Source organism: Microvirga sp. P4_G7 (genome assembly GCF_056401005.1).
On sequence record NZ_JBFUKD010000038.1, the window covers coordinates 1 to 15,764 of the forward strand.

A 15,764-nucleotide genomic window follows, 5' to 3' on the forward strand; every position below is an offset into this window, starting at 1 on the left:
AGGCTGCAGCTTTCGAAGCCGAGAAGGTCACTTGTGAGGGAAGCGCTGAAAGAGCGTGGATCGACAGGATATTGACCCAAGCCGTCGCACTGGTGGGCGCATCAGCAGCTCGCGCCTTGAGCGCGGGGCCGAACGCGTCGATGAGGCGCATGAGACCCAGATAGTTGACGTCCATCTCCGCTCTCGCGGTTTCCAAGCCACCGGAACCCAAGTGCTTCGTGCGGTGATGTTCGGCGGTGTTGATCAGGATGTCGACCTTACCGCCGATGAGGGCCGCCAACGCCTCCACCGAACGCGTATCGGTGACGTCGAGTGGCACAACGGTTACGCGAGGAAGATCTGCGATCGCGTCGAGAGAAAGCGACGCCTTCCACGGCTCCGCCGCTCCGACCCAGATGGTGTCGGCACCGGCGTCGAGCAAAGCTTGAACCATTGCGCGTCCGGTCTCGGTCTTGCCATCGGTAACAAGAACTTTCCTCGACTTCGGATGTGATGTCATGTCCCGCAAATACCTGTCGTCGGTCATGTCGGAGTTGGAGTCTTGGGGTATCGCCGCGAGCGCCGCTTGGCCCGCCTTGTCGAGATGCGCCGTGACGCGCACGGGAGTAGGTGCGTGTGCGCAGTCGTTGTGAACGTTCACGACCACGCTCACGCCGACATTCAGCCTCACGAGGCCGATGCGCAGCGGAATCCGCTCACGGAAATAGTTCTCGTTGCTGTGGTGCAGAACCGTTTCCGATAGGAGCTCGCCCAATCCGTCACTGGACGTCCATTCGAGCCTGGTCGACAGGCAGTTGGAGCAGGCCTCTCGTGCCGGATACTGGAAACGGTCACATTCACGGCATTGCTGCAATTCGAGCCGACCCTCGCATGCGGCCGCGGTAAATCGCAGGCCAGCGCGGCTGCGAGATGACGGCGGAAGCGTCGGTTGACGAGTCCGTGAGAGGGGATTTTTTTTTGGCGTCGTATCCAGGTGTGGCATCGTCACATTCCACTCGCAGCGAGGACGGCTGCTCCCGTGCAGAGGCCGCGATCGTAGTTGATCATTCCGAATCCGCTGACGAGCCCGAGCCTCGCCTTGGCAACCTGCTTTCCGAGGCTTCGGCGCGTGAGCTGCCGGATCGCTTCCACCATCCCGAGATGTCCGCCTGCTGCACCGGCTTGTCCCACGGAAAGCTGCCCCCCCGACGTGTTCATTGGCAAGGTTCCGTCGACCGTAAAGGTGTTTTGTCGAATGAAATCCGGAGCGCCACCCTTTTGGCAAAAACCGAGATCCTCCAATTGAAGGCAATTGATCACTGGATAGTCATCGTAGAGCTGGACGAAGTCCATGTCCGCCGGCCCCACATTCGCCTGGGCATAGAGGTCGTCGCGGTCCATCTCCCATCCTCCGCGCATCTGAACGGGATCGTCCGGGAATGCATTGTGTCGTTCGATGGCGCCGAGGATGCGGGCGTATGGCAAGCGGCGACGACGTGCGTCGTCCTCTGCCATCACGAGAAATCCCTCGGCGCCGGCACAGGGCATGACACAGTCGAACAATTTGAGCGGGTCGGCGACGGGTCTCGCATTCAGATACGCCTCGAGCGTGAGAGGCTTCTTGATCAGTGCATGAGGAAAGGCGAGGGCGTTGTCGCGCTGCGCGACGCAGAGCTTCCCGAAATCCTCGGCCGTGGCGCCGTAGGCGCGCATGTAGAAATCGGTCAGAAGTGCAAAGCTGCCGTTCGGGCCGCCTGCGCCCACCGGATAGACCGCGTCGCGCGCGAAGCGGCTGAAATTTGCGAGATTCTGACGGAAGGAATCGACACGGTTCGTGTCGGCGGCAATGCATGCGACGATATCGGCATCCCCAGCCTGCACTGCACGAGCGGCACGGCGAAGGCCGACGATCGCGCTCGCCCCGCCCATGGGGATGTGATCGAGCCATCGCGGTGACAGACCAAGATGCTGCGTGAGGCCGACAGCGGTATCAGGAAACAGCGTGAAGCTCGAAGCCGCGATGCCGTCGACCTCGGCCTTCGTCACGCCGGCGTAACGATAAAGTTYGGACAGGACGCGGGCGAAGAACCAGTGGGCATCGTGCTGCGAGTAGCGCGTGTAAGGCACCGTGACCGGTGCTGTAACGACGACGCCGTCATACGGTGCGCGCGCTCCCATCCCGTCTCCTATCGCGATTGGGTCAAGCGAAGTTGACCCTTCAAGGCGCGAAGATCGATTGTTGTCGCGTCATTGACGGCGCGTTCGGCCAGCGCCCTGATCTCGGCGCGCTGCAGCTTCTGCGTTGCAGTGATCGGGAGATGCTCGACGAAAGCGACATATCCCGGCACCTTGTAGTACGCGAGGCGCTCAGCGCAGGAGCGCGCGATCTGCTCCGCGATCGTGGCGGAATCGGTCGCGGTGGTGGGGAGCCCAGAATGGAGCCGCACCAGCGCGAACACCTCCTCGCCGCGGACATCGTCAGCGACAGGGGCGACGGCGACTCCGGCCACTGAGTCAAGGTTCTGGATGACGCCTTCAACTTCTACGACGGCGATGTTCTCGCCGCTGCGGCGCACGATGTTCTTCTTGCGGTCGACGAAATAGAGAGCGCCATCCGGACCCCGGCGGATCACATCGCCCGTGTGGAACCACCCACCCGCCCATGCCTCGTCTGTCGCGGCCTCGTTCTTCAGGTAGTGCGTAAAAAAGCCCCGTCGTCCATTTTCGCCGGTGGCACGAACGAGCAATTCTCCGGGTGCTCCATCGCGAACGTCCAACTGATCGTCGCCGACGATGCGATAGTCCATCCCAGGTGCAGGATAGCCGATGCAGCGCTCGCCCACATGGCGTTCGCCCGCGGCGGTCGACGTCACTGCGCCGCCCCCTGTCTCCGTCATGGCCCACGCTTCTACGAGCGGCACGCCGAAACGTCGCTCGAACGTTTCCTGATGGCGAGGATCGACGCCGGCTCCGAATGCGAACCGTATGCAACACGCCGAGATAATGCACGATCGTCGCCCGCGAGTCTGCCACGCTCCGCCACCACGTACGGGCGTGGAAGCGATCGAGGGGAACGAGAGTACCGGCTTTGAGAATAGCGCCGAGGGCCGAACATCCGAGCGCATTCATATGAAACATGGGAAGAGGCGTGAGGATGACCTCCTCACCGTGTCGCATGTTCGCGATGCCGCCTTGGCTCGTGTACCAGGTCGCCAAGCTGATAAAATAGTCGTTCGATAGCACGCAGCATTTGGGTTTGCCGGTCGTTCCGGAGGTAAAGAGCAGGGCGCAGGGATCATCCGGCTCGCCGCTCTGACGGTCGCTGCGCTCCTCGCCGTTCTGAGGGTCGCTTCGCTCTTGGCAAGTCGGAATTGCGTCGTCTGGGCCGATGATGCGCTCGGGCGCCAGTCCCGCCGCGCGGATCAGACCTTGCAGTTCCGGTAATGCCACCGCCAGATCCGGCATGACGACAGAAAACTGATAGGCGAGATCRTCCGGACGGAGATCGGGGTTGATCGGCAGGAGCGCGACCCCGAGCGCGTTCAACGCCAACCAGTGCCAAAAGAAGTCCGGCCTGTTCTCCAGTAACAGCGCGACCGTGGTGCCGTGGCCGTAGCCGTTCGCTTCGTACGCTTCGCGCAAGGCTTCGACGCGGGCCGCTGCCTCTCCGTAGGTGAAAAGAAAGCCCTCCGGTGCATAGGGAAGCTGGGCAGAGATCGGAGCGCGCAGAAACGGAGTTCCCGGATGCGTGCGTGCGGTCGCTGCAAAGGCGCGATACGGCGTTCCCATCTCATCCCTCTATCACGGTCCAATCGCGAGTGCTTGACGTGGGCGTCGAAGCGTCCCTAAACTGTATACTGTCGACGGTCGACGAAAACGGCAAGCCCTTCTTGCCTTAATTTGACCGGGCGGAGCCGACCCATGAGTAAACTCGTTTTCGAGACCGTCCAACGCGCTCCGCCTCTCGCAGAGCAAATCTATGCGGCGCTCCGCGAGCAGTTGCGTTCTGGTGCTTTTGCCACGGGCGAGCGCTTGGTCGACGCTTCACTGGCGAAGGCCCTGAACGTGTCCCGTACGCCGGTTCGCGAGGCCTTGTCCCGGCTCGTCGCCGATGGCCTTCTGGAGACAGGCGACGGCGGATTTCAGGTGCCGGTTCCGACGATTGCCGTGATGGAAGAGATCTTCGACGTCCGCGGCCTGATCGAGCCCCCTGCTGCGGCCCGTGCGACGCTTGCAATGGGCAAGGCGACTTATTCCTCCCTCGACAGGGCTCTTAAGACGGCACGCGAAGCCGAGCGCGCTCACGACGAGGTGAAGTTTCTGCAGGCCAACTACGCATTTCGATCAGCGTGGATCGCGTGTGTTCCCAATCCTCGTCTCCGCGAGACGATTCTTCGGTTCGACGACCAGGCCGGCCAGGTCCGTCGCGCGACCCTTGTGTTGCCTGCTGCCCGCGCCGAGGCTCTCGCGCTTCTCGTCGATTGGGCGGACGCATTCAAGCGCATGGACTCGGAGGGGGCGGCCGAACATGCGCTGACCTTCATCAACGCCGCCGCACGCTATTTCCGCGAACTCGTCGATCGCGAGCAGCGCGAGACTGCCTGACAACCAAATCTCTGTTGAACCCGCATCCTTGGAGCTGATCATGACCGCCGCCGCACCTCATCCCATGCATGGCCCGAACAAATTCAAACTCGGCGTCTTCTCCATCAACGCCGACGGCGGCCTTACCTTGACGAAAGTGCCGGAGCGCTGGCCCGCGCGGTGGAACGAGATCGCCGAAGTCGCCCGCATGGCCGACAAGGCGGGCCTCGAATTTCTGTTGCCGATTGCGCGATGGAAGGGTTTCGGCGGCGAAATGAACAGCCGCGAGTTGTCCTACGAAACGCTGACCTTCGCGGCGGCACTCGCCGGCGTCACCGAACGGATCGCGGTCTTCTCGACTGTACACGTCCCCATGGTGCATCCCGTCTTTGCCGCCAAGGCGCTCGCCACCATCGACCATGCGTCGGGCGGTCGGTCTGGGCTCAACATCGTGTGTGGTTGGAACCCCGAAGAGTTCGGCATGTTCGGCCTGAAGCTGATCGACAACCGCTACGAGCAAGGGCTCGAATGGTTCGAAATCATCCAGCGCATCTATACGGAAAAAGCGCCGTTCGATTTCGACGGGCAGTTTTACCAGCTGAAGGGCGTCTCCGGTCAACCGTTGCCCGTCCAGTCGCCGCGTCCCATCACCCTGAATGCCGCTTTCTCGCCGCCCGGTCGCGATTTCGCAGCGCGCGCGGCGGATTTTCTTTTCACGACTTTCACGGAGATCGACAAAGGCCGTGAGCACATCGAGGACATGAAGGAGCGGGCGCGCGCCAGAGGCCGCGACGTCGGCGTCTTCACGACCTGCCATGTCGTGTGCCGTCCGACGCAAAGCGCGGCTGAAGATTACTACGAGCTCTACGCCTCGACGATGGCGGATCAAGCCAGCGTCGATCACTACATGGGTCAGAAGGAAAAGTTCTCGACCTCGCACGAGGCCGATGCATATCGCCTGCACCGCAAGCGGTTCGCTGGTGGCGCGGGGACGTATCCGCTGATCGGCACGCCGGAGCACATCGCCTCCCAAATGGTGAAGATGAGCGAGGCGGGTTTTGCCGGAACCACGGTGTCGTTCGTGAACTTCAAGGATGAGCTGCCCTACTTCATCGACAAGGTTCTCCCGCTGTTGCGGGAAGCCGGCCTGCGCGTTTCGTGAGGCGAACGGCCATGGCAGCGTCCGATCCACATCTCCTCGACGAAGGCGACCCCGCTCTCGATCCGAGAACGTTTCGGAGGGCTCTCGGGCAGTTCGCGACGGGCGTGACCGTCATCACCACGATGGCCGGTGACGAACCGGTCGGTGTGACCGTGAACTCGTTCTCGTCCGTCTCGCTCGATCCCCCGATGGTTCTGTGGTCGCTGCGAAAAGAATCGCGCAATCTCAAGACCTTCCAGGAAGCGACCCATTTCGCGATCAATGTGTTGGCGGCGGACCAGGTTGCGTTGTCGAACCAGTTTTCCCGATCGGTTGCGGACAAGTTCGCTTCGTTCGAGTGGCAGCGCGGGCGTGGCGACGCGCCGGTGTTTTCGGGAGTCGCGGCTCAATTCGAATGCCGCAGGATCGCCGAGCACGATGGAGGCGATCACACCATCTTTATCGGCCTCGTGGAGCGCTTCGGATGCTTCGATCGGGCAGGGCTGCTCTTCTCGCAGGGGCGATACGCGCTCGCCCTCGACCATCCGGGCTCGCCCTCCGACTTACGAATCGAGGAGGAGGGGCACCCCCGCGACGATTTCTTTCTTCCTCTCCTGGTGCGCGCCTATGCTTATCTTTCCGATGCATTCTCGGAGCACCGCGATGCGGAGGGATTGAATGCGAACCAGACCCGCGTTCTCGCTTTCCTCGCGACTCGTTCCGGCGCTTCGGCAGAGGTGATCGCGCGTCTTTCGTTTCTCGGAGTTGCCGCCGTCGAAGACGCGATTGCGAAGCTCGTCGGCGTTGGTCTTGTGGCGCCGCGTCCGCCCGGCGCGCTTGCCATCACGGCGGAGGGTATCGAGCGACTTCACCGCATCACCCAGCGCGCCCACGTGTTTGAGGAACAGCATCTTTCCGGCCTTGATCCGGACGATGTCGCGGCAACGCGGCGCGTCCTGCTTGCTCTCGCGAACCGCGTCGGTCCCTGAGCGATCAGCGCAAGGTGAGTACGATCTTGCCGCGTCCGTGCCCTATTTGCGAGAGGGCGTGGGCCTCGGCATGACTATCGAAGGGAAGCACGCGCTCCACGTTGGGTCGCAAGATACCGGCTGCTACACGCTCGACGATGGCCGCTAGTGCTGCCGGATTCGGTAGAATCTGAGCCATCCGTACATTGACACCGAATTCATCGCCACGCTCAACCACTGGGGCCGCGTTGAGATACACGAGCGTGCCGCCCTTTCGCAGAACGCGATAGCTGCGAGCATGCACCTCGCCGCCCATCAGATCCAAGACGAGGTCCATGTCCTTCACGCTGTCGTCGAACGACGCCTGGTCATAGGCGACGACTTCGGAGGCTCCGAGCGAACGCACATAATCGGCGTTGCGCGCCGAACATGTCGCGACGACGGTCGCTCCCGCCTGATGCGCCAGCTGAACCGCCATGCTCCCGACGCCACCGGCACCGGCGTGGATAAGAACGCGCATGCCGGATGCGATGTGTCCCGTCTCCACAAGTCCAATCCAGGCACTGACGCCCGCCAACGGGATCGCCGCCGCGTCTGTGAACGACAAGGAATCGGGGATCGCAACGGCGAGAGCGGCGGGGAGTGCTATTTCCTCTGCCCATGTCCCTTGCCCGCGCGGAGCGAGAAAGCAGACGCGCCGATCGATCATCTCCGACGAAACCCCGTCCCCCACTGCGCGGACGATGCCTGAACCATCGCGGCCTGTCATGGCTGGGAAGGCTGGCGGAAGCGGCTTGAGGTGACCCGCACGGATCTTCCAATCGACCGGATTGACGCTTGCCGCATGCACCTCGATCAGCGCCTCGCCGGCGTTGGGCCGTGGTGAAGGCCTTGAAGCAACCGATAGAACATCGGGCCCACCATAGGCGGAAAACTCGACAACGCGCATCTCAGGTCCTCACCTTGGCAGGTTGCTCGGCGATCTCGGGCGACCAGCCGATGGTGACGTCATCGGGCGGAACGGCAGCCAGCAACGTGCGTGTGTAGACGTGCTGCGGATTAGCGAACACCTCTTCCGTGCGGCCGCTCTCGACTACCTCGCCGCGATACATGACGAGAACCCGGTCGCACAGATAGCGCACGACCGAGAGGTCGTGCGAAATGAAGAGCATGGAAAATCCGCGCTCGCGGCGCAATCGAAGCAGTAAATCTAGCAACTGCGCCTGCACGGACACATCGAGCCCTGACACGATCTCGTCTGCAACGAGGATCTGTGGTACCGCGCAAAGCGCTCTCGCGATATTGACGCGCTGCTTCTGCCCTCCCGACAATTGCGATGGAAAGCGCGTTGCCGCCTCGGGCGGAAGGCCGATCTCGGCCAGCAATGCGCGCGCACGCTCGAGCCTCTCAGGTCCGCTATTGCGTCCGCCAGCAGCCTCGATCGCCTGCGTCACGATACTGGCGACCCGGCGACGGGGGTTGAGCGCCGATTGCGGATCCTGAAAGACGATCTGGATATGGTCGCGTCGGAAGGCTTTGTCATCGCGGTTGTTGGCGGTGACATCGCGCCCGGCGAGAACGATCTGTCCCTCGGTCGGTGTATCAAGTCCGACAACGAGGCGGGCGAGCGTACTCTTGCCGCTTCCGCTCTCGCCCACGATCCCGACGAACTCGTTCTCGTCGAGGGAGAAGCTGACATCGTCGACGGCTTTGAACACGGTGCTCTTGCGGAAGAGATTCCAACTCGTGACGAACCGCTTCGAGAGATTCTGCGCCTGCAGTCGCGGTTCTCCTGCCGCAGTGATCGTCGCGGACGAGAAGAGCGGTGGCTCGATCGATCGCGTCGCTTCCGGTCGAATGCACGCGGCCACATGGTCGGGCCCGATTGCTCTAAAGGCCGGCTCAGCCTCGCGGCATTCGTCGCTGGCCTTCGGGCAGCGGGAGGCAAAGCGGCAGCCCTGCAGATCCTTGATCGCCTTCAGACCGGGCATCCGTTCGGGCAACGTGAAAAGGCCGCGTCGCGGGCCGCTCATGCTCGGATTGGCGAGCTGGAGGCAACGCGTGTAGGGGTGAGCCGGGTCCGAAAAGAGCTGCTTTGCCGGACCACGTTCAGCGGGTCTGCCGGCATAGAGCACGAGGATTTCGTCGCAGATTTGCGAGGCCAGTCGCAAGTCATGGGTGATGAAGATGACSGCGGTTCCGTCGCGCCGCTGCATTTCGGCGATCAGTTTCACGATGCGCGCCTGAATCGTCACGTCGAGCGCAGTCGTCGGTTCATCAGCGATCAGGAGACGCGGTTTGCTGGCGAAAGCCATGGCGATCAGCACGCGTTGGCACATGCCGCCGGAGAGCTGATGCGGGTACTTGTCCAAAAGCGCGGCACCATGGGGCAGATCCACGGAGGCAAACGCCGCGAGAGCGTCACCGCGCCACGACGAGGGTGACGAGAGGCCGATCCGCAACAGATGTTCCTTCATCTGCTGGCCGACGGTGAGCACCGGGTTGAGTGCGGACAGTGGTTCTTGCGGAATGAACGCGATCTCGCGGCCGAGAAGGTCTCGGCGCTTCTCGCCGGACATCCGCACGAGATCCTCGCCCGCGAACTCGAGACGACCGCCGGTGACCGAGAAACCGTGCGGGAGAAACTGAGAGATCGTCCTGCCGATCATTGATTTGCCCGCGCCGGACTCGCCGACGAGCCCGAGAATTTTCCCAGGTTCGAGCGAAAAACTCAGATCGGAGAGAACCGGAAACGATCCGGACTTGGTCGTCGCGCCGACGCAGAGATTGCGGGCGGTGAGGATGCTCATGATCAGGCGCGCTCCGTTTCGCTGAGGCGCGTATCGAGACTGCGGCGCAGGCCGTCACCCAGGATGTTGAAGCCGAATACCGTCAAGAAGATCGCCAGGACCGGGCATACGAGATTCCATGGGGCCTGATAGATGTTCTGCCGCGCGTCTGCGATCATCTGTCCCCAGGCCGCCGTATCGGCGCCGACGCTCATCCCGACAAACGAAAGAATGGCTTCGACGATGACGGCAACGCCCATTTCCAGGCTCATCAACGTGATCAGAAGAGGCAGTGTCGCAGGGGCGATCTCCCGCGTGATGACACGCCAATTGGAGAATCCGACGAGTTGCGCCGCCGCGACATAGTCCCGCCGTGTAACAACGAGAACTTCACTTCGCAGGACGCGGCAGAAACGTGTCCAATCGACGAGGACAATCGCGAGGATCACGTTCCTCAGGCCCGTTCCGAGGCCGACCATGAGAATGAGCGACAGAATGACAGGAGGGAAGGACATCCAGATGTCAACGACGCGGCCGATGAGCCAATCGACCCAGCCGCCAAAATAGCCGGCGATGTGGGCGAGCACAGCGCCGATGACCATTGCGCCGATCGAGGCGACGAAAGCGACGGTCAATGCCACGCGTGCGCCGTAGATGATGCGGGAGAGAACGCAGCGCCCGAGGCTGTCGGTCCCGAGCGGATACATGGTATCGCCGCCCTCGACCCATGCGGGCGGCAAAAGGATCGCCAACAGGTTCTGCTCGGATGGATCGTTGGGTGCGATGTACGGCGCGAAAAGGGCGCAGATCGCCACTGCGAAGATGATKGCAAGGCCGATCTGCACACGTCCGGATTTGAGCCAGTTTGGAAACGGTTTCACACTCAACGCACCCTCAGTTTCGGATTGAGGATCAGATAGAGACTGTCGACGGCGATGCTGATGACGAGAACCACGATGCAATAGGTCAATCCCACGGCCTGGATGACCGGTAAATCTGCGTTGCGGATCGCGTCGACCATCAGGTTGCCCATGCCGGGGTAGGAGTAGATCACTTCGACGAGCAACGTACCGCCGAACAGAAATCCGAATTGAACGCCCATCAGGCTCAAGGTCGGCAGGATCGCGTTCTTCAAGCCATGGCGCACGAGAATCCGGCGCTCCGAAAGGCCGCGCAACCGCGCCTGCTGGATGTAGTCGTCCTGGTACACGTCGAGGAGGCTCGACCGCAGCACGCGCATGATCGACGGCGAAAACGAAATCCCGAGCGCGAAGCAGGGGAGGATCATGTGTTGGATCGCGTTCCAGAACACGGACGGCTGACCCGAGAGAAGGCTGTCTATCAGGAGAAACCCTGTGATCGTCGGGCGCTCGAATCCGGGACTGAGACGGCCGGTGAACGGCAGGAGCTCGAACGCGACGCCGAAGAGCAGGATCAGAAAGAGGCTCCACAGGAATTCCGGGAGCGAAAGGAGAAGGATCGAACCGAAATCGAGCGCCGCCTCGGTGCGCGTGCCGCGCACATGAAACAGCACCAACCCGCCCGCAATCCCGATGATCGAGGCGATCGCCATGGCAAAGACGGCGAGCTCGATGGTCGAGGGCAGGGTGTTGAGAACGAGGCCGGCGACATCGCGGCGGAAATGGATGGACGACCCGAAATCGCCATGCAGCACCTGGCCGAGCCAGATCCCGTATTGCTGGATCAGGGGAAGATCGAGTCCCATCTCCCGCCGCTTCGCTTCGATTTCATCGAGAGTTGCGTTCGGCGGCAGCGACATGGCTGCCGGGTCAACCGGAAGGACGCGCAGGATGATGAACAATAGCGCAGAAACAACCAGCAAAATTGGAATCGCCACGAGCAACCGCTTCAAAAGCAGTTTGGCGATGGTTGCGAACATGCGAGCGACCTTGGTCCTATGGCGTTAGGGCCGAAAGCCCGGCCGTTGGACCGGGCTTTCGCTTGGTTGTTCCTACGACCACGACATCTTGCTGCCGAGCAGCCACGCGTTGCCGTATTTGACGTAGTTGAGGTTCTTCTTGCGGACGACGGTCTGCACGCTCTGAAGCAGCGGAATGGTCGCGCCGGCCTCGACCGCTTCACGGTTGAGGGCGCGGTAGCCTGYGATCCGCTTGATGTAAAGCGGCTCGCTGAACAGGCCGATCACCTTCTCGCCGATCTCCATGCCCTTCCAGGTGCCGAACGGCATCTTCGGATTGAGCAGGTATCCGGCGAAGATCTCCGGATCGCCGGTCGCGTTGTCGAAGCTGTAGAGGGTCGCCTCTGGGAGCTTGCCGCCGCGGTTCAGTTCGAAATACTTGGCGTACTCGATGGTCTCCAGTTCCGCGTCGATGCCGACCTTCTTCCACATCTGCACCAATGCACGTGCGATGTCGTAATCGCTCGGGAATTGGCCGTTTGTTGCTGCGAAGCGGATCTTTGCCGGTTTGTCGGGGCTGAAACCCGACTTGGCGAGATACTCCATCGCCTTTTGCGGGCTGTACTCGAACTGGAAGTCGTTGAGATATGCCGCAGTCCCGGGCGTTGCGACGACGGAGAGCGGCACCGCGGCGCCACCGTAAAACGCTTTGGAGAGCGCCTGCTTGTCGATGGCGTGGTGCGCCGCCATTCTCACATTCTGGTCGGCGAAGCCGAGATCGTTACGGACCTGGAGCAGAATGACGCGGGTAAACGGATTGATTTCGGCTGTCAGGTTCGGATCGCGCGCGAGGCGTTCGACCTCGCGAACCGGAACGCTCGTGGTGATATCGATCTGACCGGATTGAATCGCCGCGATGCGCGCGGAGGGATCCTTGATGATGTCGAACGTGATGCGACGAAGCTTGGGCTTGGGGCCCCAATAATTCTCGTTGCGCTCCAGGATGATGCGCGAGTTCAGCTGATGCTCGACAAGTTTGTAGGGTCCTGTGCCGATCGGCTTTTCGCGGAACGCGTCAGGTCCGATCGATTCCATGTACTTCTTCGGCACGACGTAGCTGCCGAGGAAGGTCAACCATTGCGGCGCCGTGGGAGCCGGTGAGCTGAACTTCATCACGCCCTTGGTAGGGGAAATGATCTCGATGTCTGCCACATGTCGCCAGGAATTGGCCGTGTCGAGCTTATGGCCCGCCTTGATACGCTCGAAGAACGTGTAGCGGAAATCTTCCATCGTCATCTTGTCGCCGTTGTGAAACACAACGTCATCGCGGATCTCGATGGGCATGCTCAAGCCATCGGCGGCAAGTTCCCATTTCGTCACGAGGTTGGGGATGATCTCGAGCGCCGGATTCTGATCGAGCGGTTGATCGAACACCATCTTGTAGATCGGCTGCGCGTCAGGCGTGAAGCGTTGGTTCGGATCCCACGACGGAACGTCGCTCGGCCAGCCGATGGTGACGGAATCCTTGTCCTGGGCGAAAGCCGTCGCCCCCTTCAAGAATGGTGCTCCCACCGCGCCCAGGGCGAGCAGTTGCAGCATATCTCTACGCTTGATGTCTAATGTCATCGCCGACCCTCTGTTCATGAACCCGATCGACGGCTCTTGCGGCCCGATGGGGTTTCGTTATGCGCTTTTGCGGATTCGACGGCGGGTTCGGATCTGTCCGGAGACGACCTGAAAGCCAATCTGCGAAGCGCGTTCCCTGAATTAATTGCTTCAAGCCTAAAATGTATTCTGCGGCCCCGCAACTGAACCGACGAGGTATCTTTCGGCTGCACTGCTTGAGTCTTCAGCAGCATGCCTAACCAGCGACGCGCGTCCGACGCATCAGATAGTGTGTGTTCTCCCCGGTGAAGGTGGGGAAGTCGTGATAGTGCGCGCGCAATTCCTGCCTCACCGGCGAGGCCATGGCCGCATTGAAATCCTCGACGCTGTCGAACACCACTTCGTTTCCGACCAGGTAGTCGTGGCCCTCCCATTCGGGTGCCGCAACATGAGGCCGCGGGAAATAGCACGCGATCGCGCGAATTCCGGGAAGCTTGGCCTGCGTCGGGGGATGGCTGTCGACGTAGTTCTTGATGAACAACGCCTCATCCGAGGCAGGGCGGTGGTAGCGGACTACGTAGGAGATCGGAGCCGATTGAAGGCCCAGCGGAGTGCTATCGTCGATAGCGTAGAATTCGCGTTCGAAAACGCTGACTGCGAGTGCGAGCTCGGCAGGAAGCGACCTCAAGGCGGCAGCGAAGCTTGAATGCTCCAGCGCCGCGCGCAAGCGTTGCTCGTCCGCGAAATCGAGGATTGCGATAAGCAACGGGCCGGCGCCGTCGTGATTGTAGGGATCGCGACTTTCTTCGCTCGTCGGCTCGTAGAAGTCGAGAGCGGTGAGTCCCTCGATCTCTTTCAAGGTCGGGCCAGCAGACGATTTCCAGTCGTCGAGGGACGAGCGCATACGCACATCGCCTGTGACGACGAGCTCACAGATCCAAGTCATCATGCCTCCACGTGCTTGTTCGCCTCGTTGCGCGAAGCGGCTCGTCCAGAATTATTTTATGTTTAAAATGTTTCTGGTCTCGGCGGTTTCGTCAAGCCGTTTTGGATGAGAGTGCGGAATTTGTGCATTCTGTATCCTAAAGTAGCATCGATGATAACGATATCGACGACGACACAATCCGCACTTGCCGCGTCATGCAGCGGAGTCGAGCGTGTTCCAAATATCATTAATGCGATAAAAATCAGTTTCTTACGACAGTTTCGGCCCGAGTGCGGCGCTTGTGGTAGCAAGTTTCCGCAAAGGAAAGATTGCCGAAGAATGAAAATGTATATTGAATACAGTTTACGAGCCAAGGAAGGCAGGAGCGCAAGAGTGTCGCGATTGACGATGGGCCGAACCGATAGTCTTCGCCAACAGATCTACCAGGATCTGCGCGGTCGTCTTCAACGGGGCGAAGTCGCTCAGGACGAACGTCTCGTGGACGTATCCATTGCCGAAGCTCTTGGTGTTTCGCGAATGCCGGTCAGGGAAGCACTTCTTCAGCTCATGAACGAAGGTTACCTCGTTGGTACAACGCGAGGATTCGCGCTGCCACGGCTTACGATCTCCGATATCACCGACATATTCGAAGTGCGAAAGCTTCTGGAGCCTAGGGCCGCCGCCAACGCTGCCCGTGATCTCGACGCGGAAGGGCATGCGAGGCTCAAGGATGCGCTGGATAAGGCGCAGACGGCCCTTGCCGCACATGATCCTGTCGAACTCGCTGTCGCCAATGTCGCCTTCAGGGACACATGGCTCAGCGCCGTCCGCAACGAGCGGCTGGCCATGACGATATCGCGCTTCGCCGATCATGTTCAGGTGGTCCGGTTCGGCACCCTGCATGACAAGGCGACCCAGCCGATCGTCGTCGACGGCATGCGCAATCTCTATGACGCCTTCGTGCGCCGCGATGCGATTGCTGCTCAGGATCGCATGACGGTGTTTATCGCCGAAGCGGAAAAGAGCTTCTTTTTCGTTCATCAGGAAAAGGCGGCTGCCCCCGCCAAATCAAAGGGGCGCTCGGTTCAGCGTAGGGGAGTAAAAAATGTTTGAGAGGAATGGTCCGTCTCTGCGTCAGCGCCTTCATGCGGGGGGGCCTGTCGGCGCCTTCTGGTTCGCCATGGGTTCGCCGTCGATGGTCGAGGTTTCGGATGGAGCGCAGCCGGACGCTGTCGTCATCGATGCTCAGCATGGCCTTTGGGATCGGCAGAGCATAGAACAGGCCGTCGGTGTCATCGGGCGCCGCGCGCCCATTCTGATCCGCACGGCGGACGGCTCCCCGACATCGATCAGCAATGCGCTCGATAGTGGTGCCGAGGGCGTGCTCGTGCCGTTGATTGAAACCGATGAGGAGGCCGCGCGAGTCGTCGCGGCATCGCGGTTTCCGCCTTACGGGCAACGCTCGGGAGGCGGGGTACGCCCATTGATGGGTGATTTCGCCGCCTATTGTGCGGCAGCAAACGAACGAACGGTCGTCGGGGTCATGATCGAGACCGAACGCGGCGTCCGGAATGCAGCTGCCATCGCCAGCACGCCGGGAATCGACTTCGTTCTGATCGGAACCGGCGATCTGGCCCTATCGCTCGGGTGCTTTCCCAAGATAGATTCGCGCCACGAAGAGGCTTGTCGCACGGTATTCGAGGCCTGCCGGAATGCGGGCGTACCATGTGGCATCTTTACGCCGAATGCCGAGGCAGCCGCCAAACGCACGCACGAAGGCTACGCCCTCGTCGTGGTCGCCAACGATATCGAGATCACCGCGCGCGGGTTCTCGACAGCCATGTCACAGTTTTCGTCGCAAACATCAGGGGCACGAAAAGGCCAACAGGCCGTA

At 61.2% G+C, this 15,764-nt stretch carries 14 protein-coding genes and 2 pseudogenes; 5 read left to right on the forward strand and 11 right to left on the reverse strand.

Going from position 1 to position 15,764, the window contains the following annotated elements:
- From AC1DT3_RS03950 to AC1DT3_RS03970, 5 genes and pseudogenes are all read right to left on the reverse strand, one after another.
- A partial coding sequence (locus AC1DT3_RS03950) for an SDR family NAD(P)-dependent oxidoreductase (protein ID WP_477463957.1) occupies positions 1-754 on the reverse strand: 754 nt, incomplete at its 3' end.
- A 30-nt stretch (positions 755-784) separates the two neighbouring features.
- Positions 785-982 (reverse strand): annotated as a pseudogene (locus AC1DT3_RS03955) (zinc ribbon domain-containing protein); the annotation flags it as partial.
- 2 nt (positions 983-984) lie between these two features.
- Positions 985-2,157, reverse strand: a complete 1,173-nt coding sequence (locus tag AC1DT3_RS03960; protein ID WP_477463943.1) for a thiolase family protein — start codon at positions 2,155-2,157, stop codon at positions 985-987.
- Between the two features lie 8 nt (positions 2,158-2,165).
- Positions 2,166-3,104, reverse strand: coding sequence for an AMP-binding protein (locus AC1DT3_RS03965; protein WP_477463945.1), 939 nt, complete (start codon positions 3,102-3,104; stop codon positions 2,166-2,168).
- A pseudogene (locus AC1DT3_RS03970) lies at positions 3,037-3,768 on the reverse strand (AMP-binding protein); the annotation flags it as partial. The pseudogene AC1DT3_RS03970 and the gene AC1DT3_RS03965, both read right to left, overlap by 68 nt.
- Positions 3,769-3,900: 132 nt before the next feature.
- Between AC1DT3_RS03970 and AC1DT3_RS03975 the strand changes: the two are divergent.
- The 3 genes from AC1DT3_RS03975 to AC1DT3_RS03985 are packed head-to-tail and all read left to right on the forward strand — an operon-like array spanning position 3,901 to position 6,693.
- Entirely contained in the window at positions 3,901-4,584 is a 684-nt protein-coding gene (locus AC1DT3_RS03975) for a GntR family transcriptional regulator (protein WP_477463946.1), read from the forward strand.
- A 40-nt stretch (positions 4,585-4,624) separates the two neighbouring features.
- Positions 4,625-5,725 carry an LLM class flavin-dependent oxidoreductase gene (locus tag AC1DT3_RS03980; RefSeq protein ID WP_477463947.1) on the forward strand — a complete coding sequence of 367 codons (1,101 nt, stop codon included), beginning with the start codon at positions 4,625-4,627 and terminating at the stop codon, positions 5,723-5,725.
- An 11-nt stretch (positions 5,726-5,736) separates the two neighbouring features.
- Positions 5,737-6,693, forward strand: coding sequence for a flavin reductase (locus tag AC1DT3_RS03985; protein ID WP_477463948.1), 957 nt, complete (start codon positions 5,737-5,739; stop codon positions 6,691-6,693).
- Positions 6,694-6,697: 4 nt separating this feature from the next.
- Here AC1DT3_RS03985 and AC1DT3_RS03990 read toward each other — a convergent pair whose 3' ends face one another.
- The 6 genes from AC1DT3_RS03990 to AC1DT3_RS04015 all read right to left on the reverse strand — a co-directional run bounded on the left by AC1DT3_RS03990 (position 6,698) and on the right by AC1DT3_RS04015 (position 13,894).
- On the reverse strand, positions 6,698-7,621 hold the full coding sequence (locus AC1DT3_RS03990; protein ID WP_477463949.1) for an NADP-dependent oxidoreductase: 924 nt from the start codon (positions 7,619-7,621) through the stop codon (positions 6,698-6,700).
- Position 7,622: 1 nt separating this feature from the next.
- Positions 7,623-9,482: a dipeptide ABC transporter ATP-binding protein gene (locus AC1DT3_RS03995; RefSeq protein ID WP_477463950.1), complete on the reverse strand. Its 1,860-nt coding sequence runs from the start codon at positions 9,480-9,482 to the stop codon at positions 7,623-7,625.
- A gap of 2 nt (positions 9,483-9,484) precedes the next feature.
- The gene (locus AC1DT3_RS04000; RefSeq protein ID WP_477463951.1) at positions 9,485-10,342 is read right to left on the reverse strand and encodes an ABC transporter permease; all 858 of its coding nucleotides are present in this window, start codon (positions 10,340-10,342) and stop codon (positions 9,485-9,487) included.
- A gap of 2 nt (positions 10,343-10,344) precedes the next feature.
- The gene (locus tag AC1DT3_RS04005; protein WP_477463952.1) at positions 10,345-11,361 is read right to left on the reverse strand and encodes an ABC transporter permease; all 1,017 of its coding nucleotides are present in this window, start codon (positions 11,359-11,361) and stop codon (positions 10,345-10,347) included.
- A 72-nt stretch (positions 11,362-11,433) separates the two neighbouring features.
- Positions 11,434-12,966, reverse strand: a complete 1,533-nt coding sequence (locus AC1DT3_RS04010) for an ABC transporter substrate-binding protein (protein ID WP_477463953.1) — start codon at positions 12,964-12,966, stop codon at positions 11,434-11,436.
- Positions 12,967-13,201: 235 nt separating this feature from the next.
- Positions 13,202-13,894, reverse strand: a complete 693-nt coding sequence (locus AC1DT3_RS04015) for an EthD family reductase (protein WP_477463954.1) — start codon at positions 13,892-13,894, stop codon at positions 13,202-13,204.
- A 117-nt stretch (positions 13,895-14,011) separates the two neighbouring features.
- Between AC1DT3_RS04015 and AC1DT3_RS04020 the strand changes: the two genes are divergently transcribed.
- Together AC1DT3_RS04020 and AC1DT3_RS04025 are read left to right on the forward strand one after the other, a co-directional pair.
- A complete protein-coding gene (locus AC1DT3_RS04020; RefSeq protein WP_477463955.1) occupies positions 14,012-14,983 on the forward strand; it encodes a GntR family transcriptional regulator in 972 nt (323 codons plus the stop codon).
- The coding region (locus AC1DT3_RS04025) for an HpcH/HpaI aldolase family protein (RefSeq protein WP_477463956.1) at positions 14,976-15,764 on the forward strand (789 nt) is incomplete at its 3' end. The genes AC1DT3_RS04020 and AC1DT3_RS04025, both read left to right, overlap by 8 nt.

What these genes read in the sequence shown, in the direction of transcription:
- AC1DT3_RS03965 (WP_477463945.1), bottom strand. Translation starts at nt 3,104, where the DNA reads ATGCGCTCGGATGTTCGGCCCTCGGCGCTATTCTCAAAGCCGGTACTC.
- AC1DT3_RS03975 (WP_477463946.1), top strand. Translation starts at nt 3,901, where the DNA reads ATGAGTAAACTCGTTTTCGAGACCGTCCAACGCGCTCCGCCTCTCGCA.
- AC1DT3_RS03980 (WP_477463947.1), top strand. Translation starts at nt 4,625, where the DNA reads ATGACCGCCGCCGCACCTCATCCCATGCATGGCCCGAACAAATTCAAA.
- AC1DT3_RS03985 (WP_477463948.1), top strand. Translation starts at nt 5,737, where the DNA reads ATGGCAGCGTCCGATCCACATCTCCTCGACGAAGGCGACCCCGCTCTC.
- AC1DT3_RS03990 (WP_477463949.1), bottom strand. Translation starts at nt 7,621, where the DNA reads ATGCGCGTTGTCGAGTTTTCCGCCTATGGTGGGCCCGATGTTCTATCG.
- AC1DT3_RS04005 (WP_477463952.1), bottom strand. Translation starts at nt 11,361, where the DNA reads ATGTTCGCAACCATCGCCAAACTGCTTTTGAAGCGGTTGCTCGTGGCG.
- AC1DT3_RS04015 (WP_477463954.1), bottom strand. Translation starts at nt 13,894, where the DNA reads ATGATGACTTGGATCTGTGAGCTCGTCGTCACAGGCGATGTGCGTATG.